Source organism: Pseudomonas mosselii (assembly GCF_019823065.1).
GTDB lineage: Bacteria > Pseudomonadota > Gammaproteobacteria > Pseudomonadales > Pseudomonadaceae > Aquipseudomonas > Aquipseudomonas mosselii.
The window spans coordinates 5,136,219-5,156,335 of the sequence record NZ_CP081966.1 but is presented as its reverse complement, the minus strand read 5'-3'; the positions used below and the strand labels follow the sequence as shown (position 1 = coordinate 5,156,335).

At 62.9% G+C, this 20,117-nt stretch carries 18 protein-coding genes and 1 pseudogene; 6 read left to right on the top strand and 13 right to left on the bottom strand.

The genetic code is table 11. From position 1 onward, the window contains the following. Positions 1-10 precede the first annotated feature (10 nt). The 9 genes and pseudogenes from trbL to K5H97_RS23940 form a co-directional block, all read right to left on the bottom strand. Positions 11-1,378, bottom strand: a complete 1,368-nt coding sequence (trbL, locus tag K5H97_RS23980; protein WP_006378795.1) for a P-type conjugative transfer protein TrbL — start codon at positions 1,376-1,378, stop codon at positions 11-13. Then, the gene (locus K5H97_RS23975) at positions 1,375-1,701 is read right to left on the bottom strand and encodes a hypothetical protein (RefSeq protein ID WP_006378798.1); all 327 of its coding nucleotides are present in this window, start codon (positions 1,699-1,701) and stop codon (positions 1,375-1,377) included. The genes trbL and K5H97_RS23975 overlap by 4 nt, the downstream gene beginning before the upstream one ends. Before the next feature lie 12 nt (positions 1,702-1,713). Continuing rightward, positions 1,714-2,457 (bottom strand): P-type conjugative transfer protein TrbJ, encoded by a 744-nt coding sequence (gene trbJ / locus K5H97_RS23970; RefSeq protein ID WP_006378800.1) that lies wholly within the window; start codon positions 2,455-2,457, stop codon positions 1,714-1,716. Continuing rightward, entirely contained in the window at positions 2,454-4,904 is a 2,451-nt protein-coding gene (trbE, locus tag K5H97_RS23965) for a conjugal transfer protein TrbE (protein ID WP_006378801.1), read from the bottom strand. Before trbE ends, trbJ begins: the two co-directional genes overlap by 4 nt. A 12-nt stretch (positions 4,905-4,916) precedes the next feature. Further along, positions 4,917-5,186, bottom strand: a complete 270-nt coding sequence (locus K5H97_RS23960) for a VirB3 family type IV secretion system protein (RefSeq protein WP_006378802.1) — start codon at positions 5,184-5,186, stop codon at positions 4,917-4,919. Beyond that, positions 5,183-5,569, bottom strand: coding sequence for a TrbC/VirB2 family protein (locus tag K5H97_RS23955; protein WP_006378803.1), 387 nt, complete (start codon positions 5,567-5,569; stop codon positions 5,183-5,185). Before K5H97_RS23955 ends, K5H97_RS23960 begins: the two co-directional genes overlap by 4 nt. Then, a pseudogene (trbB, locus tag K5H97_RS23950) lies at positions 5,566-6,635 on the bottom strand (P-type conjugative transfer ATPase TrbB). The gene K5H97_RS23955 and the pseudogene trbB overlap by 4 nt, the downstream one beginning before the upstream one ends. Continuing rightward, the gene (locus tag K5H97_RS23945; protein ID WP_006378865.1) at positions 6,632-7,108 is read right to left on the bottom strand and encodes a CopG family transcriptional regulator; all 477 of its coding nucleotides are present in this window, start codon (positions 7,106-7,108) and stop codon (positions 6,632-6,634) included. Before K5H97_RS23945 ends, trbB begins: the two are co-directional and overlap by 4 nt. Continuing rightward, a complete protein-coding gene (locus K5H97_RS23940) occupies positions 7,105-9,102 on the bottom strand; it encodes a conjugal transfer protein TraG (protein ID WP_016487822.1) in 1,998 nt (665 codons plus the stop codon). The genes K5H97_RS23945 and K5H97_RS23940 overlap by 4 nt, the downstream gene beginning before the upstream one ends. A gap of 306 nt (positions 9,103-9,408) precedes the next feature. Here K5H97_RS23940 and K5H97_RS23935 point away from each other — a divergent pair, with 306 nt between their 5' ends. The 3 genes from K5H97_RS23935 to K5H97_RS23925 all read left to right on the top strand — a co-directional run bounded on the left by K5H97_RS23935 (position 9,409) and on the right by K5H97_RS23925 (position 11,676). Then, positions 9,409-10,314, top strand: coding sequence for a LysR family transcriptional regulator (locus K5H97_RS23935; protein ID WP_006378991.1), 906 nt, complete (start codon positions 9,409-9,411; stop codon positions 10,312-10,314). 280 nt (positions 10,315-10,594) lie between these two features. Next, positions 10,595-11,125: an SRPBCC family protein gene (locus tag K5H97_RS23930; RefSeq protein ID WP_016487823.1), complete on the top strand. Its 531-nt coding sequence runs from the start codon at positions 10,595-10,597 to the stop codon at positions 11,123-11,125. A gap of 44 nt (positions 11,126-11,169) precedes the next feature. After that, the gene (locus tag K5H97_RS23925) at positions 11,170-11,676 is read left to right on the top strand and encodes a type 1 glutamine amidotransferase family protein (protein ID WP_006378996.1); all 507 of its coding nucleotides are present in this window, start codon (positions 11,170-11,172) and stop codon (positions 11,674-11,676) included. Between the two features lie 335 nt (positions 11,677-12,011). Here the strand turns inward: K5H97_RS23925 and K5H97_RS23920 are convergent, their stop codons facing one another. From K5H97_RS23920 to K5H97_RS23905, 4 genes are all read right to left on the bottom strand, one after another. Further along, positions 12,012-12,329 carry a DMT family transporter gene (locus K5H97_RS23920; RefSeq protein WP_000539741.1) on the bottom strand — a complete coding sequence of 106 codons (318 nt, stop codon included), beginning with the start codon at positions 12,327-12,329 and terminating at the stop codon, positions 12,012-12,014. Between the two features lie 58 nt (positions 12,330-12,387). Further along, positions 12,388-12,651 (bottom strand): EexN family lipoprotein, encoded by a 264-nt coding sequence (locus K5H97_RS23915; protein ID WP_016487824.1) that lies wholly within the window; start codon positions 12,649-12,651, stop codon positions 12,388-12,390. A 32-nt stretch (positions 12,652-12,683) separates the two neighbouring features. Then, complete coding sequence (locus tag K5H97_RS23910; protein WP_006378999.1) at positions 12,684-13,589, bottom strand: LysR family transcriptional regulator; 906 nt, start codon at positions 13,587-13,589, stop codon at positions 12,684-12,686. Positions 13,590-13,678: 89 nt separating this feature from the next. Then, complete coding sequence (locus tag K5H97_RS23905; protein WP_016487825.1) at positions 13,679-15,082, bottom strand: efflux transporter outer membrane subunit; 1,404 nt, start codon at positions 15,080-15,082, stop codon at positions 13,679-13,681. Between the two features lie 101 nt (positions 15,083-15,183). Between K5H97_RS23905 and K5H97_RS29795 the strand changes: the two genes are divergently transcribed. From K5H97_RS29795 to K5H97_RS23890, 3 genes are all read left to right on the top strand, one after another. Continuing rightward, positions 15,184-15,825 (top strand): TetR/AcrR family transcriptional regulator, encoded by a 642-nt coding sequence (locus tag K5H97_RS29795; protein ID WP_028689677.1) that lies wholly within the window; start codon positions 15,184-15,186, stop codon positions 15,823-15,825. A gap of 131 nt (positions 15,826-15,956) precedes the next feature. Next, positions 15,957-16,988: an efflux RND transporter periplasmic adaptor subunit gene (locus K5H97_RS23895; protein ID WP_223231736.1), complete on the top strand. Its 1,032-nt coding sequence runs from the start codon at positions 15,957-15,959 to the stop codon at positions 16,986-16,988. 24 nt (positions 16,989-17,012) lie between these two features. Next, positions 17,013-20,117: an efflux RND transporter permease subunit gene (locus K5H97_RS23890; protein ID WP_016487828.1), complete on the top strand. Its 3,105-nt coding sequence runs from the start codon at positions 17,013-17,015 to the stop codon at positions 20,115-20,117.

Below are 20,117 nucleotides of genomic sequence, written 5' to 3'. Positions count from 1 at the left end.
TCCTTGAAGGTTAGGTATCGGAATCCCGCAGGCTCGGGCCTTGCCCGGAGCCGCCGCCGTCGCCCCCGCGCAGCGTGTGGGCGGCAGTGGTCGCGGCATGGGTAGCCTGCTGGCGGCGGTGCATCCGCTTGGCCCAGGCCGGTTGCTCTTGCTTCTGCGAGCCTGCGGTGCCGTCTGCGGTCTGGCCGCGGCCAGCACCGTCGCTGCCGGCTTCTGTGCCGTTCCAGCCAGCGCGGAAGGAGTCGGCCACCTTCTGCCCAACAGCGGAAGCACCAGAGGTGACGCTGCGGCCTGCGGCTTGTGCGCCGGTCTTGGCGACATTGCCGAGGCCAGCCGCCGCGCCCTTGGCACCGCCGCCGGCCGCAGCGGAACCGGCCTGGAACGCCGATCGGGCACTGCCGGCCGCCGAAGTCGCGGCACGCGCGCCGGCACCGGCCAGCTTTGCGGCCGCCGGGGCCATTCGTGCCCCAGCCATGACGGCGCCGCCCACTCCCGTTGCGGCGGCTCCGATGGCAACGCCGGTGCCGACAGCCCCGACCGCAGCACCAGCCATCGCGCCCGCACCAAGCTGTGGCGCACCGGACACCAGGCCGGTGGCGATACCGGGGCCGAAAATGCCCAGCGCCAGCAGCGCGAGCGAGGCCAGCATCACGACCAGCGCGTGGTCGATTGATGGTTCGTCGGGATGTACCTGGAACTCGGCAAACAGCCCGGAACCAATGCCGACGATGACGGCCAGCACCAAGACCTTGATGCCTGACGACACCACGTTGCCTAGCACCTTTTCCGCGAGGAACGAGGTCTTGTTCCAGAGTGCAAACGGGATCAAGACGAAGCCGGCGAGCGTAGTCAGTTTGAACTCGATCAGCGTGATGAAAAGCTGTACGGCCAGCACGAAGAAGCAGAGGATCACCACCAGCCAGGCGATGAACAGAACCACGATAGGGTCGATGTTCACGAACACCTCGGGGAACCCAGCCATGTCCCCGATCTGTTCCAGAATCGGCGCGGCTGCGTCGATGCCGGTCTTCGCCAGCCGGCCCGGCTGAAGAAAGTTCTCCATCGTGATGGCCGAGCCGGTAGCGGTGATTCCCAAGCCGGCGAACGAGCGGAACACGATGCTCGCCAGCCAGTTGAAGTTGCCGATGATGTAGGCGAACGCGCCGACATAGAGCACCTTGCGCAGCAGCTTGGCGATCACGTCGTCGCCCTGGCCGGTGGCGTGGCTCATGGCCCAATACAGGCCAGCGATCGTCATGTCGATGACGATGAGCGTGGCGGTGAGAAATGCCACTTCGCCCTGCAATAAGCCGAAGCCCGAGTCGATGTAGCGCGAGAACGTATCGAGGAAACGGTCGATGATGGTCACGTCGTTCATGGCGAATCCTCGGGCGGAGTGAGCGGAACGGCGCCCTCTGGCAATTCATCTGCGGGCGTATCGAAGCTCGGCGGAATCGGCGGGAGTTCAGCCAGCGAGTTGTATTCATCCGGCCCGGTATGGCCGGCGAAGAAGCGCCGCCGGAAGGCTTCGGCGGCGGCGCGGCAGGCATCCTCGCCCATGGCCTGCCGGTCGACCGCGCATTGCCCGCGCAACGCCTTGAGCCGCACCGGATCTGCGGCCAGGGCGTCGGCCAGGTTCTCGGCCGGCTGCTGGCCGCACGCGGTCAGCAGCACGGCCAGCAGGACGGAAGCGCATCGCATGGCCGCCTCCGGTCAGTTGTTGTAGAAGTTGACGGACTGCGGCGTGTACGGCGTGCCGGTGCCGAGGAAGCGCCGCCGCACTTCGCGGGCGCGCTCCATAGCCGCCGCTTGCCGCGCCAGTTCCAGCGAAGCGGCCCGGTCTTGCGTGATCTGGAGCTGCTGCGCCTGGATCGACTGCTTGGCCTGCAAAGCCAGGAGCTGGTTCGTCGCCTGCATCGCTTGCAGCGCGCCGGTGGCCGACTGGCTCTGGCTCACGAGGTCGGCCAGCGCGCTTTCGTCTTGGGCGAGGTTCTGCGACACCTGCGCCTGCATCCGCATCGCGGTGTGCAGGCCGTTCAAGGTGTTCTGCCAGCGTTCGCGGGCATCCTGTGCCATGCGGTCGCCGCTGATGGTGGAGGCGTACTGTTCCGGGTACAGGCGGGCGAACGTGGCATCCATGCTCTGCACGTCGTAGGCCAAGCCGCGCGCCTCGGCGATCAGGCGCTCGGTGGTGGCGAGCGTCGAGCGCAGGCGGTTGACGATGTTGAAGTCGAGATTTGCCAGGTTCCTGGCCTGGTTCATCAACATCTGCGCCTCGTTCTGGAGCTGGTTGATCTGGTTGTTGATCTGTTCCAGCGTGCGCACGGCGGTCAGCGTGTTCTGCACGAAGTTGGACGGGTCGAACACCGTCAGCGCGGATGCGGGCTGCACGGCCAACAGCGATACCGACAGCACAGCAGCGAGTGAGACAGAGAGCAAACGGGGCTTGGTCATCATGGCGAAACCTCCAGCGGTTGAGAAGCGAGAAAGGAAGCTGCCGCCGGAGCGGACGGCAGCAGGTCGGCGGCCCAGCCGAGGCCGCGATGGCGCAGCCACGCGCCGGCGAAGCCGGGAGCGCCGGCCTGCGTCAGCACGCGGTCAATGTCGCGTTGGTCTTGAGGGGTGGATGCGCTCGCGAATGCGAGCGCGACAGGCCCCAGGTCGAGGTCGAACAGGCGATTGCCGAGGCGCGACTGGTAGTAGTAATCGCGCTTGGGCTGGGCGGTCGCCACGATCTCAATCTGGCGGCTGCTCAAGCCGAAGCCTTCGTAGATCGTGCGAATCTGCGGCTCGGTGGCCTGCGGGTTAGGTAAGAAGATCCTGCTCGCGCAGCTTTCGATGATGGCTGGCGCGATGGTCGAGTCCTTGATGTCGGCCAGCGACTGCGTGGCGAAGATGACGCTGACGTTCTTTTTTCTGAGCGTCTTGAGCCATTGCCGGATGCGGGCCGCGAAGGACGGCTCATTGAGGAACAGCCACGCTTCATCGAGGATCAACAGCGTGGGCGCGCCGTCGAAACGTTCGTCGAAGCGGGCGAACAGGTAGCGCAGCACCGCTTGCACGGCGGCCGGGCTGTGCATCAGTTCTTCCATCTCGAAGCCCTGCACGTCGGCCATGCCCAGCCGGTCGTGGTCAGCGTCCAGCAGCTTGCCGTGTGCGCCGCCCAGCACATAGGGCGCGAGCGCTTGGCGCAGCGCGTTAAACTGCAATAACACCGACAAGCCGGTCATGGTGCGCTGCTCCACCGGCGCACCGGCAAGGCTTCTCAGCGCCGACCAGATGGCAGCCTTCTCGTCCGGGCCGACCGTCACGCCTTCGTGCAGCAGCCGGCCCTCCACCCATTCGGCGGCCCAGGTGCGGTAGCCCTCGTGGGCAATTCGCGCGAGTGGCTGGAAGGCGATGCCGCCATCGGCGCCGAGGTCATAGTGCTCACCGCCAAGGCCGAAGATGGTGGCGCGCATCGAGCGGCCCATGTCGAAGGCGAAGATCCGCGAGCCGAAGTAGCGCCGGAACTGCATGGCCAAGATGGCGAGCAGCACCGACTTGCCCATGCCGGTCGGCCCGGCGACAAGGGTGTGCCCCACGTCGCCGATGTGCGTCACCAGCCGGAACGGCGTCGCGCCATCGGTGCGGGTGACGATCAGCGGCGGGCCATCGAGGTGTTCGTTCTTCTCCGGCCCAGCCCATACCGCTGACATCGGCATCATGTGCGCCAGGTTCAGCGTCGAAACGATGGGCTGACGCACGTTCGCGTATGCGTTGCCGGGGACGGACGACAGCCAGGCATCGACTGCGTTGAGGGTTTCGGGGATGGTCACGAAACCCCGGCCCTGGATGACGCGCTCCACCATGCGCAGCTTCTCGTCGGCCACGGCCGGGTCGGCGTCGAGCACCGTCACCGTGGCGGTGAGGTAGCCGAAGGCGACTTGATCGCTGCCCAGCTCCTGCAAGGCGGCATCGGCGTCGGCGGCCTTGTTGCTGGCATCGGTATCGACCAGCGGGCTTTCCTGCTGAAAGATCGTTTCGCGCAGCAGCGCGATGACGTTCTTGCGCTTGGCGAACCATTGGCGCCGCAAGCGCCCCAATTCCCGTTCCGCCTCGGCTTTGTCCAGGCACAGGAAGCGCGTACTCCAGCGATACGCAAAGCCCAGGCGGTTGAGGTCGTCCAAGATCCCCGGCCAGGTCGAGGTCGGGAAGCCTCGTACCGACACCACGCGCAGGTGCTGATCGCCCAGCATGGGCGCCAGGCCGCCGACCAGCGCGGCATCGGCAAGCAGTGCGTCGATATGGAACGGCACGTCGGGCACGCCGACGCGATAGCGCCGGGTGGAGACTGTGGCATGCAGGTAGGTCAGCGTCTGGCTATCGTCCAGCCAGGCAATCTCCGGCATCACACCATCGAGCAGGTCGAACACGCGATCGGTCTCTGCCACGAAGGAATCAAGCCGACCACGCCAGTCCACACCCTCAGTGGGCCGGTTCTCGTACAGCATCCCAGCCGCACGGGCGCGAGACTCTTGCGGCGGTAGGTGTTGCAACGTGAAGTGATAGACGCTCTCGAAATGGCCATCCGACTCCTCGAACGCCGCGCGTCGCTCCTCATCCACCAGCCAGGACAGTGGTTCGGGAAAGGAGGATTGCGGATAGCTCGATGCCCGCATCCGCTCGGCCTCGATATAGAAGGCCCAGCCAGACCCGGTACGGCGAAGCGCGTTGTTCTGCCGCGCCGACGTGGCAATCAGCTCGCCCTGTGTCGCACTGTCCAAGTCGGGGCCGCGAAACTGGAACGTGCGTTGAAACGAACCATCTTTGTTCAGCACAACGCCCGGCGCGACCAGCCCGGCCCAGGGCAGCCAGTCGGCAAGCAAGGCCGGGCGCTGACGATATTCGGCAAGGTTCAGCATGGCGTCCTCCCCTCACACGTCCAGAAGCGGGCGGTGTTTGATATGCCGCGCGAAGACCTGCATGAACTGCGGATCGACGCGCGCACCCCATACGGCCAGCGAGTGGCCGACGATCCAGAGCACCACGCCGGGAATCCACAGTTGCAGGCCCAGCCCGACGGCGGCGGCCAGCGTGCCGTTGGCAATTGCCACGGTGCGCGGCGCGCCGCCCAGCAGGATTGGCTCGGTCAGCGAGCGATGCAGCGGCACCTCGAAGCCTGGAAGGTCGCTGGCCGTACTCATACGACGGCCCCGCCGGAGAACGAGAAGAACGACAGGAAGAACGAGGAAGCGGCGAACGCGATGCTCAACCCGAACACGATCTGGATCAGCTTGCGAAAGCCGCCGCTGGTGTCGCCGAAGGCCAGCGCCAGGCCCGTGGCGATGATGATGATGACCGCGACGATGCGTGCCACCGGCCCCTGGATCGACTCCAGAATCGACTGCAAGGGCCCCTCCCACGGCATCGAGGAACCGGCGGCTTGCGCCGTTCCGGCCAGCAACAGCAGCAGCGCGGCCAGCAGCAGCCCCTGCCTCGCAGGGCGGGTGAGGCTGCGCAGCCGCGCCAGGCCGGACAGGCGAGGAAGCGGATTTACGGAAAAGCGGAAAGAATCAACGTGCGTCATGGCAGTTCTCCAAGTTGGTTGGGGGACGGGAATGTGCAGCGGCGTCGGCTGCGAGAGGAACCGGCGTCAGCTCGGGAAACGGCGTTTCCAGTGCGTCCGCCAGGCGATAGCCGGTGCCGTCGAAGCCGACGACACGGGCGATGGTTTCGACGTGGCGCTTGCGGCCGCGTCCGGCGATGTTGATGACGACGTTGACCGCCTCGGCGATCAGCGCCCGCGGCGGATTCACAGCGACTTCGAGAATCAACTGTTCGAGGCGCAGCAACGCGCCCAGCGCGGAGCCGGCATGGATGGTCGCAATGCCGCCGGGGTGGCCGGTGCCCCACACTTTGATGAGGTCGAGGGCTTCGCCGCCGCGCACCTCGCCGACGATCACGCGGTCAGGCCGCAGGCGCATCGTGGCCCGCACCAGCTCGGTCATGGTGACGACGCCGGCGCGGGTGCGCAGCGGCACATGGTCGCGGGCCGCGCATTGCAGCTCGATGGTGTCTTCGAGCACCAGCACGCGGTCGCCTGTGGCGGCGATCTCGGCCAGCAGCGCGTTCGCCAGCGTGGTCTTGCCGGTGCTGGTGCCGCCGGCGATTAGGATGTTCTGCCGCTCGCGCACGGCGCGGCGCAGGAACTCGGCCTGCCCGGCGGTCAGGATGCCGTCGGCCACGTAGCGATCCAGGCCGATGATGCTCACGGCCCGCTTGCGTAGCGCGAAGGCTGGCCCCGGGGCGGCCGGAGGCAGGATGCCCTCGAAACGCTCGCCGGTTTCCGGCAACTCGGCGGTCAAGAGCGGCTGGCCGCGATGCACCTCCGCGCCGACATGCGCGGCGACCAGGCGGATGATGCGTTCACCATCGGCCTCGGGCATCTCCACGCCCAGCGGCGAGCGACCCGACGACAGCCGATCCACCCACAGGGTGCGATCGGGGTTGAGCATGATTTCCACCACATCCGGGTCTTCGAGCGCAGCGGCGATCAGCGGCCCCATTGCAGTGCGCAGCATCTGGATGCGGCGATCCTGGGACGCTGCTGCGGATGAGCGAGGTTCGGGCTGGATCTGTGGAACGGCACTCATGACGCACGCTCCGCAGTTCGTTCATGGGCGGAGGCCATCGCTGCTGCGTCATCCATCTGCATCGGATCGGGGTGCAGTTCCTCCACCACGTCGCGCACCAGACTGCGGCCACGCAGAAGGTGGCGACCCAACTGTTCGACGAACTGCTCGAAGCGCACCTTGCCCTGGGCGCGTGCCGCATCCTGATGGGCTTCGGGCACCGGCGTGCTGACGGTCAGGAAGTAGCGGATGAACAGCGCCAGCGTTTCGATCTGGATGTTCTGGTCGCGCTCCAGGCGTTCGGTCTGCCGCGACAGTCGATCCAACCGCTTGGCAATGGCGGCCTCGCGCTGGTCGCCAGCATCGGGCGACAGCCAGGACGCCAAGGCCGCTGCGACGATGGACGACTTGGACACGCCTTTCTTGGCGGCCAGTTCGTCCAGGCGCTGGGCGTGCTCGGGCTGGATGAAAAGATTGAGGCGGTATTGGCTCATAGGTCGATTCCGTCGTTGGGGTCGAGGGAAGCCAGCCGGGCCGTGCGCTGCATGGCCGGGTCGAGCTGGCCGGGAAGCGGCAGCGCCAGGTCGTCGTCATCGAGCAGCGCCAGGTCGTTCGCATGTGCGTCCGGCTCGGGGTCGTAGGCGACGGTTTCGGAGAGTTCGGGCTGGCGGCGTGGGCCGCCGTCATCGGTGCCGCCCAGGCCATCGGCGGATGCCGAGGCCGGCGCCGCAGGTACGGCCGGGATCGCCAAGCCGCTCCAGTCGTCGGGGCGGGCTGGCGGCGCGTCGGCGTACCTCCCGGCTACGAGCGCGGGCGGTGGCAGGACGCGATTCTTGAAATTGGCGTCGGCGTAGTAGCGCAGCTTCTTCGCGCGGATCGGGGCGACGCTGGACACCATGACCACGGCGTCATCAGGTGGAAGCTGCATCACCTCGCCGGGCGTCAACAGCGGCCGTGCAGTTTCCTGACGCGACACCATCAGGTGCCCCAGCCACGGAGCGAGCCGGTGGCCGGCGTAGTTGCGCTGCGCGCGAAGCTCGGTGGCGGTGCCGAGGGTTTCTGAAATCCTTTTCGCCGTCCTTTCGTCGTTGGTGGCGAAAGTCACCCGGACATGGCAGTTGTCGAGGATGGAATGGTTCTGCCCATACGCCTTGTCGATCTGGTTCAGGCTTTGAGCGATGAGAAAGCTGCGGATGCCGTACCCGGCCATGAAGGCAAGCGCGGACTCGAAAAAATCGAGGCGGCCCAGCGCCGGAAACTCGTCCAGCATCAGCAGCAGCTTGTGCCGGCGCGCGATGCCATCGCTGCCGTCGAGCGATTCGGTCAGCCGCCGCCCGATCTGGTTCAAGATGAGCCGGATCAGCGGCTTGGTGCGGCTTATGTCGGAGGGCGGCACCACCAGATAGAGCGATACCGGGTGCTCGGCGGAAATCAGGTCGGCGATGCGCCAATCGCAGCGCGATGTGACTTCGGCCACGGTCGGGTCGCGGTACAGGCCGAGAAACGACATGGCGGTGGAGAGCACGCCCGATCGCTCGTTGTCCGACTTGTTAAGCACTTCGCGGGCAGCGGATGCGACAACCGGGTGAGGCGCATCGCCCAGGTGCTTCGTCGTCATCATCCGGTGCAGCGTCAGCTCGAACGGACACGCCGGGTCGCTGAGGAAGTTGGCGACGCCGCGCAGCGTCTTGTCCTCGCCTGCGTACAGCACATGCAGGATGGCGCCGACCAACAGCGCGTGACTGGTCTTTTCCCAATGGTTCCGGCGTTCGAGTGCGCCATCGGGATCGACAAGAATGTCGGCCACGTTCTGCACGTCGCGCACTTCGTGCGCGCCGCGCCTCACTTCCAGCAGCGGGTTGTAGGCTGCCGACTGCGCATCCGTGGGGTTGAACAGGAGGCAGTGGCTAAACCGCGAACGCCAGCCTGCGGTGAGCGTCCAGTTCTCGCCTTTGATGTCGTGAACGACGACGGATGCGGGCCAACTCAACAAGGTGGGAACGACCAGGCCCACACCCTTGCCCGAGCGCGTTGGTGCGAAGGTCAGGACGTGTTCCGGGCCTTCATGGCGGAGGTACTGGCCGCGATGCAGCCCGAGGAAAACCCCGTCGGGCTGGATCAGCCCAGCTTTGCGTATGTCTTCCGCATCGGCCCAGCGTGCCGAACCGTAGGTGGTGACAAGGCGCGCTTGCCGCGAGCGCCACACCGACATGGCGATGGCGACCACCACGGCCACCAGACCACTTCCACCCGCGATGGCCCCGCCGATATCGAAGACGTGCGGCGCGTAGGCATCAAAGAAGAACCACCACTCGAACAGCCGCCAAGGGTGATAGACCGGGGTTCCAAAGAAGTCGAACCATGGCGAGCCAAGGCGTAGTTGATAGCCCAGGGCGGCGGCTGTCCATTGCGTTGCACCCCACACGCCGGCGATCACGATGCCGAATACGGCGGCGATCTGCCCGAACAGTACGCCCTGAGCTTGCATTGACTGGCCTCCGATTTCCCTGCACTGATTCCTCGTTCAAAAGCGGCACAGGAACGTGCCGCATAGAGCGAGGATCGGTGCCGCGTGGGTGCCCGTCAAAGACCGTTTTGAGCACAACGGTCGAGGGAAAAGAAAGAATGAGCGGCGGGGCGAGTCGAAGACAAACGCCGCAAACTAAAGCACCCTATGGCGCATTTGGAGTTTCCAAGAGGTTGCCCAGAAAAAAATTCTCGCTGGGTCTCGCTCCCCTCATGAGCAGAATCTAGATATCATGGGAAAGAATTATTTATTGAAATCTGGATAAGAATGAAAGATATCAAGAGCATGGATCTCAACTTACTCAAGGCGCTGGACGTATTGTTGGACGAACGCAACGTGACACGGGCGGCAGCACGTCTTGGACTAACCCAACCGGCCTTGAGCGGCATGCTTGCGCGGCTGCGTGAAAGCTTCGGCGACCCGCTGTTCGCGCGTGCGCAGCGGGGCATCGTTCCGACGCAGCGGGCGCTAGACATAGGGATATCTGTCAAACAGGTGCTAGCGGAAATCGACGCGCTGCTCCAGCCACCTTCTTTCGACCCGGCCACCGCACAACTGACCTTCTCCATCGCCGCGACGGACTATGCGCTGCGTGCCATTGCTGTCCCATTTCTATCGGCACTCAAACAGCACGCACCGCGCGTTCGAGTCTCATTAGTGCCAGTCGAGAGCGGACTGCTACAGAACCAGCTTGAGCGCGGTCAAATCGATCTAGCCCTCCTGACGCCAGAGATCACTCCGCCAAATCTGCATGCCCGAGAGCTATTCAAGGAGCACTACGTGTGTGTCCTGCGGGAAGACCATCCAGCGGCTATGGGGCGCAAGCTGACAGTTAAGCAGTTCTGTGCTCTCGACCATGCGCTTGTTTCCTACGATGGTGGAGGTTTCCGCGGCGTCACCGACGATGCGCTAGAACAGTTGGGCAAACAACGAAGCGTCACACTGTCGGTCAAGAGCTTTCTGATCTTGCCAGACATCCTGCGTGCCAGTGACATGGTCGCGATCTTGCCGAGCCGCTTGGTCGCCGGTATGGACAAGCTGGCTATCTCCCTGCCGCCGATGAAGATACCGGGGTTCACCAAGACGGCTGCTTGGCACGAACGCACCCATCACGATCCAGCACATCGCTGGATACGAGCACTGCTGTTCACTTCCTGTGCTAACAACAAGTAGGCAAGATGGCTCTCATCGTCATGCTCAGCACAACTCTGCCTCGCACTACAAATATGCAATCAGCCGGCTCAATTGGAGACGGACCCTTTCGTAGCACCGCTGCGAGATAGCCTTGTCGGCGGATGGCAGAACCTAGACGCTGATATCAAATTATATGATTTCAAAAATAAAAAATTAGGATTTCACTTATTTCACAGGGAGGCTCATGATTGCTCTATGACCACTTGAATGACGCAGCCACCCCTGTTGCGTCATTGACATTTTGTGAAGGAGCTTCGATATGAGCAAGCAACAGAACGCCATCCTCTGGCCCGAAGGCTACACGCCGGGCTTTACTGAGAATTTCGCCTCTAATGAGATCATCGCCGCCGGCTTGAGCGCGGCCGACGTATGGCCGCTACTCGTCACACCATCGCTGTGGCCAAGCTACTACGCCAACTCGGCTAACGTGCGCTTTCATGGCGGCAAAGGCCCGGTACTGGCCGACGGCGATCGATTTTATTTCGAGACCTTCGGCTTCCCGGTAGAGGGGCAGTGCAACGAGTACGTGGCACCTGCGGATGGGCAACCCGGCCGCGTGGCCTGGCACGGCTGGTCCGGCGAGGAAGGCACAGATACGCGCCTGGATGTGCATCACGCCTGGCTGGTCGAGAACCTGGACGGCGGGCGCGTGCGCATCCTCACGCAGGAAACGCAGAAGGGCAAGCCGGCCGAGGAGCTGCACAACGCCAAACCCAACCCGATGATCAACGGCCATCAGGACTGGCTCGACAGCTTGGTCGAGACAGCGCGCAAAGCCAAGCAGGCGTAATGGTCGCTGGCCGCTTGATCCCAAGCGTCTGAACTGAGAAAACCATGATGGGAACTCCCCTCGAGATTCTGCTGGTTTTGACTTCGCAGGCAACGATGGGCGACGACCCGCGCCTGACCGGCGTGTGGTTCGAGGAACAGTCCACCCCGTACTACGCCTTGGTCGATGCAGGTGCCAATGTGGATATTGCGTCAATCGCCGGCGGCGAGATTCCGGTGGATCCTCATTCCATAGCGAGCGAAGGCATGAACCCGCCGAGCGTGGAATGCTTCCTCGATGACAAGGTGTCGATGGACAAGCTCGAAGGCTCGCTGAAGATCGACAGCATCGCCCCGGAAGGGGGTGCGGTGATGTTCCTGCCCGGCGGCCATGGCACCATGTGGGACTTACCCGGAGCGGGGCGCTCGTCAATCTGCTGTCGGGCGCTTGGGCTGACGGCAGGGTGGTCGCGGCGGCCTGCCACGGCCGAGCCGGACTGGTTAATGTCAAGGAAGCGAATGGCCAGCCGCTGGTTGCCGGCCGTCGCGTCAGCCCCTTTGCCAAACGCATGAGCCGCGAGACTGGGCTACCTGTGGCAGTGAGTTGGGGCATCGACGATCCGCGAATGGCCGAGCACGTGATCGCTGGCAGGTAGATGGGTTTGGTGATTCTTGGCCGCGCCATGCTAGCCAACCCACACTCTTTCTCCACCTTTGCAGGAGCTGAAGGTGGAGCACCCGGAATGGCTGCTCCACCGCCTTACGCGCACTGGCTCGAACTCTCCCGAGGCTGCGGCAAGCTCACCACATATAACGACTAGGAGGAGGTGACCGTGCGAGTTCCCAGAACCCGATCCAGTCTGTGTCGCAGGGTGTCCCAGTGACTACGCTATCAAAGGAGCTAGTACTCAACTCGATAACTTGAGCGTGATAACGCCCAGGATGATCAGCGCCACGCCAAGGTATCGCATCAGGGAGGTTGGGTCGCCATAGAAATGAATTCCGACTAAGAACGTTCCCGCCGCTCCGATACCCGTCCACACCGCATAAGCAGTCCCAATCGGTATCTGACGCTGAGCAAGCCATAGGAAGGCGCCGCTAATTGTCATGAAAGAGACGGCTACTGCGACCCCACTCCAACGCGATGTTGGCTCTTGCGCCATTTTCAGCCCGACCGGCCATCCGATTTCAAACAATCCAGCCAAAACAAGATAGATCCAGCCCATTGCAATTCTCCTTCAAGTTTTTCATATCCGGCATACATACTCCAGCGTGACCACCAGCTTAGAACTTCGGCGGCTCTTTAGGTGTGGTGTAGGGCACATCGCCATCTTCGTAAAAGCGCTTTCGCGTAGCCTCGGCAACCCGGTTACATAGTTGGTCGCCCAGCATAGGACGATCCAACTTGCATTGCTGGCGCAACTTTTTCAGCCGCTCAGGATTGAGCGCTAATTCATCGACCGTCGGAAGGTTGCCTTTATCTGGTTTCCCGGATGGGCTGCAGGCTGCCAGTGTCGAGGAAAGCAATATGAGAGCAATCTTCTTCATGGTTAAGTTTCCTTGGGAGATTGTGTGATGGTTTACCGCCGACTTTTGGCGTCTGGAGATTTGATCGAATGAACGCGTTCCATGAAGCGAGTCAGTATTTCTGACGGCTCGCTGGCCGGTCGTAGCAGATAGGTCGTGAGCATGGGCGAACCTCCAGTCAGCGGCCGTGCGACCACACCCTGTTCCCTGCTGGCAGTAATATGCGCACCTCCTGTGAGGCCTAGTGCAAGTCCCGCCGAAACCAGGACCATCATTAGATCGCTGGAAGTCACGCGTTCGGCAATTAGAGGCTCAATGTCCACGCGACGTAGCACCCGTTCAACTTGCCGAGCATGGCCCTCACACGCCACCGCGTCGCAGAGCACCAGCGGATACCGCAACAGCTCTTCCAGGGGAATCTGTTTGTGGGATAGCAAGGGGTGCCGTGCGGGCACAGCTACCATCAGAGGGTCACTCCACACCGGCACGGCGATGATGCCTTCGCCGACTTCATCCGATTGAGCGAAGCCGAGATCGTACAGTTCGCCACACAATCCCTTGATTTGCTGTGACAAAGGCACTTCGAAGAAGCGAACTTCCACTTCCGGCTCTTCCTGCCGGCAGAGCGCCAACAACGCAGGCAGGCGCGATGGCGTGATTCCATCAGACAATGCAATACGGAGCTGGCAATGAAAGCCATTGGCTGCGGCGTTCACACTGTCGCGCGCCTGCTGCAAAGCTGCGAAGACACGGGGTACGCTCTCAAAGAAGAGTCTGCCTGCACGAGTCAAGCGGGTGCTCCGAGTGGTTCTCGCAAATAGCGCTACGCCCAACTCCTCTTCAAGCTCTTTGATGGCGCGCGACAGCGGCGATGTCTCGATGTGGAGGCGCTCTGCGGCTCGGGCAAAGTGCAGTTCCTCTGCCACCGCTAGAAAGTAGCGCAGATGCCGAATTTCCATGTTCGCATTCCTCCTCACTTAGGCCTCACCACCTTCGCCTTGCGCCACGCTATCTAGCCTTCGCAAGCTGCTCCAGCAAGCTTCCCCGATCAAACAGGTGGGCCGGATAGTGCTTTTGCCAGCACACCCCATTGCACGGCTGTCTCGGCCCGCGTGCGGATCAGCGAAGCCTGCGCTGACATCACCCCCGCCTCAGCCTCGGCCACCACCGTGGCGTCCACTTGTCCCGCCTCAAACAGACGGCGGCTGCGATCGAGCTGACGCTCCGCGACTGCGACCCCCTCGGTCTGATGCTCCAGTGCGGCGTGCTGCGTATGCCAACCGAGGTATGCGTTCTCTACGTCCTGCAATGCACTCAACAAAGTGCGCTCGAACTCCGCGCGCGCAGCTCGGCTGCGCGCCTCTCCGGTCTCGATGCCGGCACGGATCGCGCCACCATCGAAGATCGGCAACGAAACCCCGGCCCCAAGTGAAAAAATGTTGCCGGTAATGCGCGTCCCCGCACTCTCAACGCGCTGCCGTCCGCCGCTCAGGTCCAACACCAGCTTAGGGAAGCGTTCGCCTTCGGCTGCGTTCCAGCGCGCGGTTTCGGCTGCGAACTTCGCTTCGGCGGCGCGCACGTCGGGCCGCTCACTCAGCAGGTCCGCAGGTATGCGTGTCGGTGTCCAATTGGGGGCGGCGAGTGAAGCAAGAGTCGGAGAAGCTGCAGACGCTCCGGGCGTTTGTCCCGCTAGTACATCAAGTGCATGCGTCGCCTCGCCGCGCGCACGCCGAAGTTGCTCTTGCTCCACACGCAGTGCGACGACGCCGGAGCGGGTTCGCTCGATGTCGAAGCCGGTAGCTTGTCCGGCCTCGAACTTCCGTTGTGTCAGCAAGACGAGTCGCTCGGCGGATGCCAGCCGCGCCGTGGCGAGCGCTTCGAGTTCACTGGCTTGGCGCTGCTGCACAGCCGCCGACACTGTTTCAAACGCGACCTGCCAACGCGTGGCAACCCACGCTTGTTCGGCTGCCACCGCATCCAGGCGCGCACCTTCTGCTGCCTGCGAAAGCCGCCCCGACAGGTCTGCCTCCCACGATGCAGACAACGTGGCGCGGCCATCATTGCCGATCGCAACGTTCTCTGAATAGTCGCGTCCTCGAGTTGCCTGCGTGCCCGCGGACAACGAGGGGAGCAGGGAGGCCCGTGCTCGCCGCGTGGCGGCCGAGGCCTCGTCGACGCGCGCGCGCGCAATCGACAGTTCGGTGTTGCGCTCCAGCGCCGCCCGGACTAGGACATTGAGCTGTGGATCGCCGTAGGCCGTCCACCAGTCGACGGGAAGAGTACGGCGGGATGATTTGTCCAGGATGCCTTCACCTCCCTCTTCATTTGAGAAATGGGCCGGTACATCCAGGCGAGGCGGATCGGCAGAGTGCGGAGCATGGCTGCAAGCCGCAAGAAGCATTAGCGGCGAAATCATGGCCATGAGGCGATAGCGTTCAAGAATTTGAGACATGGCAGGTCCTTGCATTCCGAAAAAGTCTTGACGGACTGTTTTACGCCTTCTACTATACCGTCTGGACTGTATATGACTCAAGCTTTTTTTGGAGCACGACCATGCCGCCTCGCGCGAAAACAAAGTTGCCCCCCCCGTCCACCGCCCATAGCAGCACCGATGCGCAGCCCGTTCTCCAGCAAGGAGCCCAGCTAACTCGCGAGCGCATCCTGCAGGCCGCTCGCGAACTGGTGCTGGAGGAAGGCGCCAGTCGTCTGACGCTGGACGCCGTCGTCGTGCGGGCCGGGTTGAGCAAAGGGGCGTTTCTCTATCATTTCAAGACCAAACGCGATTTGTTCGTGACACTGATCGACGAGATGATCCGGGCGTTCGACGCGGTACAAGCCAATCACGAGCGCAGGTTTGCCGGAGACCCGGACCCCTGGCTGTCGAGCCAGGTGGAAGCGATACCCGACGACGAGATGCAGAAGATGGGCGCAGCGCTGCTCGCGGCAGCTGCGGAAGATCCAACACTTCTCGACCCACTGCGCGAGTGTTATCGCGTGCAGTACGAACGCGTGCGTCGATCCCCGCGTGGCACCGAGACCGCGGCACTCATCATGCTGGCATTGGATGGCGCCCTGTTCGCCGATCTCCTGGGTCTGCCGATACTCGCACCCGCAGAGCGGCGGCATTTCTTTCGGGCGCTCCAGGATCTCGCCTCGGGCCATCTCGAACTGATCCCTGCGAAAGGACACCCATGAGTCGCGTCCGTAGAGCTTTCATGACCGCGTGCGCACTGCGCTCCTTGACGGTTGCTTGCACACTATTCATTTCGACCCTGGTCTCAGGGTGCGGAAACTCGCAATCCACCGTATCCGAGCCTCCGCGCGCAGTGAAGCTCGCCGCCGCGCAGTCGGATCTTCCGCATAGCTCCCGCATCGAATTGACTGGCTCGGCGCGAGCAACCGAGCGCAGCATCCTAGGATTTGAAACAGGAGGACGGATCGCCAAGTTGAACGTCGACGTGGGTGAACGGTTCGCCCGCGGTCAAGTCATGGCAGAACTTGATGCGGAACCTGACCGGCTTCGCGTGACGCAAGCGCAAGCATCCCTGGCGGCCGCCGAAGCCGGCCTGATGGATCGACGTGTACAGACAGATCAACAGCGCCGGTTGCTCGAAAGCGAAGTCATCTCCCCTGCTGCGTTCGAGAGCGCCAAGGCGCAGCTAGCGGTCGCAGAGGGCCAAGCGCGCACTGCCAAGGCAGCGCTTGGCCTGGCCGAACGAGCACAACGTGGCACGATGATCGTCGCTCCTTTCGATGGTGTCGTGGCGGAAAAGCTGGCTTTGGCGTTCACCGACATTGCTGCTGGTGCGCCGGTATTTCAGGTCGACGGTGTGCGCAGTGGCACTGAGATCATCGCGAACGCGTCTACTACACAGGCACCTCACATAGATGTCGGCCAACGCGCAGAACTGTTCTGGAGCGGAGCCGAACAACCAATCCGAGCGGTGGTACGTCGTGTCGGTCTGCGCGCCGAAAATGGCTCGCTCCTACCCGTGGTGCTAGTGCCTGAAGATAACGCGCAAGCGCGCGCACTTCGGCCAGGTATTCCCGTACAGGTCGTGCTCGACGCACCTGCGGCGACCTCCAAGACCTCTCGGCCCGAGACTGTATCCGTCCCTTATGCCTCGCTGGTGCTCGGCACGAAGCCGGGTGAGGCTTCCGTCTTCGTCTACACCCCTGCAGATAAGAAGGTGCACCGTCGCGCGGTGCGCTTCACGCCGGCACAGGAAGGAGACAGCGCGCGCGTCCTCGCTGGACTTAAGCCCGGCGAGACGGTGGTTGCCGCCGGAGGCGGATGGCTCACCGATGGACAGCCAGTGACACCACTGGAAGCCACCACTCAATTGACCAAGCGCTAACGCGATCCACCAGGTTACTTCATCATGAAGATCACCGAGATGGCGCTGCGCGCCAGTCGACTTACCTACTTTGTAGCGCTTATCATTTTCGTCGCCGGCATCGCGACCTTCCTGAATTTTCCTTCTCAGGAGGAGCCGACTGTCACGGTCCGCGATGCGATGGTCACGGCGTTGAACCCGGGGCTGCCCGCCGAACGCGTTGAGCAACTCATTGCCCGGCCGATCGAGGAGCGCTTGCGCGAACTGGCAGAGGTCAAGCGCGTGACGAGCACCGTGCGCGCAGGCAGCGCCATGATCCAGGTCACGATCTGGGACCGCTACACCGACTTGGCACCGATCTGGCAGCGCGTCCGGGCCAAGGTCGCCGATTCGAAGGATGCCTTACCACAGGGCACGATGGGGCCTTTCGTCGACGAAGACTTCGGCCGCGTCGCGGTTGCCTCGATTGCGGTCACTGCACCAGGTTACTCCATGAGCGAGATGCGCGTCGCGCTCAAGCAGATGCGCGACCGCCTGTACACCGTGCCTGGTATTGAGCGCATCACTTTCTACGGCCTGCAGGAAGAGCGCGTCTATCTCGAGTTCGATCGGCCTAGGCTTGCGCGATTGGAGCTGACACCACAGGGGGTGATCGACCAACTCGTCAAACAGAACGTCGTCGCTTCGGGTGGACAAATTGTCGTCGGCGGCATCAATGCAACCTTGGCGGTCAGTGGCGAAGTGAGTGACGCTCCCTCCCTGCGAGCAATGCCGATCGCGCTGCCGCGACCGCAAAGTAGTACGGCGCCCATGCCGACGATCGCATTGGGTGAACTGGCGCAGGTGAGTGTGCGGCCAGCCGATCCGCCGGAGTCTGCCGCCATCTACAAAGGCCAGCCCGCGGTCGTCATGGCGGTTTCGATGGCCTCTGGTCAAAACGTGGAGCAGTTCGGAAAAGCGCTCAAAGCACGGGTTGCAGACCAGGAGAAGCTGCTGCCGGCGGGTTTCGATCTGTCATACGTCACTTTCCAGGCCGATGTCGTCAAGCACGAGATGGGCAAAATGAACCACGTCATGATGGAGACGATCATCGTCGTCCTCGGTGTCGTCGTGCTATTCCTCGGTTGGCGAACCGGGATCATCGTGGGCATGATCGTGCCGTTGACGATCCTCAGTGCACTCATCGTCATGCGCGCGATGAACATCGAGCTTCAGAACGTCTCGATGGGCGCCATCATCATTGCGCTCGGCTTGTTGGTGGACAACGGCATTGTGATTGCCGAAGACATCGAACGCCGCCTAGCCGGTGGCGAAGATCGTAAGCATGCCTGCCTCGAGGCGGGCCGCACGCTCGCCATTCCGCTGCTCACGTCCTCGCTCGTGATCGTGATCGTGTTCTCGCCGTTCTTTTTTGGCCAGAACGCCACGAGCGAGTATCTGCACAATCTCGTGGTCGTGCTGGCACTGACGTTGTTCGCATCGTGGCTGCTGTGCCTGACTGTCACGCCCCTGTTGTGCTACCACTTCGCCAAACCCCACCACAAGCAGGAGCATGGCGACGCGTATGACACCCGCTTCTACCGTGGCTACCGGCGCGTACTGGAGTGGGTTCTCCACCATAAGGCGGTCTATGTAGCGTCGATGATCGCGGCGCTTGCCATTGCGCTGTATGGCTTCACCACCCTGCCTTACGATTTCATGCCCAAGTCCGACCGGCTTCAGTTCCAGATTCCGGTGCAGCTCGCCCCAGGTACGGATTCGCGCGAAACGCTCGCACGCGTGAAGCAGATCAGTAGTTGGCTGGGCGACAAGAACATCAATCCAGAAGTCTCCGATCACATCGGCTACGTCGCCGATGGTGGACCTCGCTTCATCCTTAGCCTGAATCCACCGCTGCCGGCATCGAACATCGCGTACTTCGTTGTCACACTGAAGCCGAAGAGCGACATCGACGCTGTCCTCGCCCGAACCCGCAGCTACTTTGCGCACGCACATGGCGACGTGCGCGCCGAGCCCAAGCGCTTCTCGCTCGGTGCGACCGAATCAGGGACCGCCATCTATCGTGTCAGCGGTCCGGATGAGGAGGTATTGTTGGAGGCTGCGTCCAAAATCGAAGCAGCACTGCGCAAGCTGCCCGGAACCATCAACGTCAAGAACGATTGGGATACGCGCATTGGCCGCATCGACGTAAAGGTTGACCAGGACCGCGCGCGTCGGGCGGGCGTAACGACTGAAGACATCGCTGGCGGGCTGGATGTCCGCTACAGCGGCCGATCGATCTCGGTGATTCGCGACGGTGACACCTCCGTTCCGATCGTCCTGCGCAGCATCGTAAGCGAGCGTCGCAGCACGGCAGACGTAGGCGCGACGCTCATCTATCCCAGCAACGGCGGTCCGGCGGTGACGCTGGCCCAGGTCGCAGACGTATCGCTCGCGAGCGAGCCATCGGTCATCCAACGGCGCAATCTCATCCGCACGATCACCGTGCAAGGACAGAACACCTCCTACACCGCCCAGGAGATCGTCAACCGCCTGGTGCCTAGCGTCGCTGCCTTGGACCTGCCCGCGGGCTACTCGGTCGAACTTGGCGGCGAGATCGAGGAAGCTGCCGAATCGAACGCCGCGCTGTCGACCTACATGCCCCTCGCATTTCTGGCGATGCTGATGCTGTTCGTATGGCAGTTCAATTCCTTCCGCAAGCTCGGTGTGATCCTCGCGACGATCCCTTTCACGCTTATCGGCGTGGTATTGGCTCTGAAGCTAACCGGCACACCTTTCAGCTTCATGGCGACCTTCGGCGTACTGGCCTTGTTCGGGATCATTGTCAACAACGCCGTGCTGTTGCTGGAACGCATCGACCAGGGCTTAGCGGAAGGCCTGCCGCGCCATGAAGCCTTGGTTGGGGCCGCGATACAACGACTTCGTCCAATCGTGATGACCAAGGTCACCTGCATTTCGGGACTGGTGCCACTCATGCTCTTCTCCGGACCGTTATGGACAGGGATGGCGATCGCGATGATCGGTGGGCTGGCGCTCGGAACGCTGGTGACGTTGGGCTTGATTCCGTTGCTTTACGAAGTCCTGTTTGGAATCAAGCGAATTGGGCCGTGGAGCCTGAGTGCCGCCACCGCGCATGGAGATCGCTCATGA

Bases quoted from the DNA above. Each gene is read 5' to 3' on its own strand.
- K5H97_RS23940 (WP_016487822.1), bottom strand. From the start codon at position 9,102: ATGCAAGCTCAGGGCGTACTGTTCGGGCAGATCGCCGCCGTATTCGGC.
- K5H97_RS29795 (WP_028689677.1), top strand. From the start codon at position 15,184: ATGCCGCCTCGCGCGAAAACAAAGTTGCCCCCCCCGTCCACCGCCCAT.
- K5H97_RS23890 (WP_016487828.1), top strand. From the start codon at position 17,013: ATGAAGATCACCGAGATGGCGCTGCGCGCCAGTCGACTTACCTACTTT.
- K5H97_RS23910 (WP_006378999.1), bottom strand. From the start codon at position 13,589: ATGGAAATTCGGCATCTGCGCTACTTTCTAGCGGTGGCAGAGGAACTG.
- trbE (WP_006378801.1), bottom strand. From the start codon at position 4,904: ATGCTGAACCTTGCCGAATATCGTCAGCGCCCGGCCTTGCTTGCCGAC.
- K5H97_RS23975 (WP_006378798.1), bottom strand. From the start codon at position 1,701: ATGCGATGCGCTTCCGTCCTGCTGGCCGTGCTGCTGACCGCGTGCGGC.
- K5H97_RS23960 (WP_006378802.1), bottom strand. From the start codon at position 5,186: ATGAGTACGGCCAGCGACCTTCCAGGCTTCGAGGTGCCGCTGCATCGC.
- K5H97_RS23935 (WP_006378991.1), top strand. From the start codon at position 9,409: ATGAAAGATATCAAGAGCATGGATCTCAACTTACTCAAGGCGCTGGAC.
- trbJ (WP_006378800.1), bottom strand. From the start codon at position 2,457: ATGATGACCAAGCCCCGTTTGCTCTCTGTCTCACTCGCTGCTGTGCTG.
- K5H97_RS23920 (WP_000539741.1), bottom strand. From the start codon at position 12,329: ATGGGCTGGATCTATCTTGTTTTGGCTGGATTGTTTGAAATCGGATGG.
- K5H97_RS23945 (WP_006378865.1), bottom strand. From the start codon at position 7,108: ATGAGCCAATACCGCCTCAATCTTTTCATCCAGCCCGAGCACGCCCAG.
- K5H97_RS23930 (WP_016487823.1), top strand. From the start codon at position 10,595: ATGAGCAAGCAACAGAACGCCATCCTCTGGCCCGAAGGCTACACGCCG.
- trbL (WP_006378795.1), bottom strand. From the start codon at position 1,378: ATGAACGACGTGACCATCATCGACCGTTTCCTCGATACGTTCTCGCGC.
- K5H97_RS23915 (WP_016487824.1), bottom strand. From the start codon at position 12,651: ATGAAGAAGATTGCTCTCATATTGCTTTCCTCGACACTGGCAGCCTGC.
- K5H97_RS23925 (WP_006378996.1), top strand. From the start codon at position 11,170: ATGATGGGAACTCCCCTCGAGATTCTGCTGGTTTTGACTTCGCAGGCA.
- K5H97_RS23955 (WP_006378803.1), bottom strand. From the start codon at position 5,569: ATGACGCACGTTGATTCTTTCCGCTTTTCCGTAAATCCGCTTCCTCGC.
- K5H97_RS23905 (WP_016487825.1), bottom strand. From the start codon at position 15,082: ATGTCTCAAATTCTTGAACGCTATCGCCTCATGGCCATGATTTCGCCG.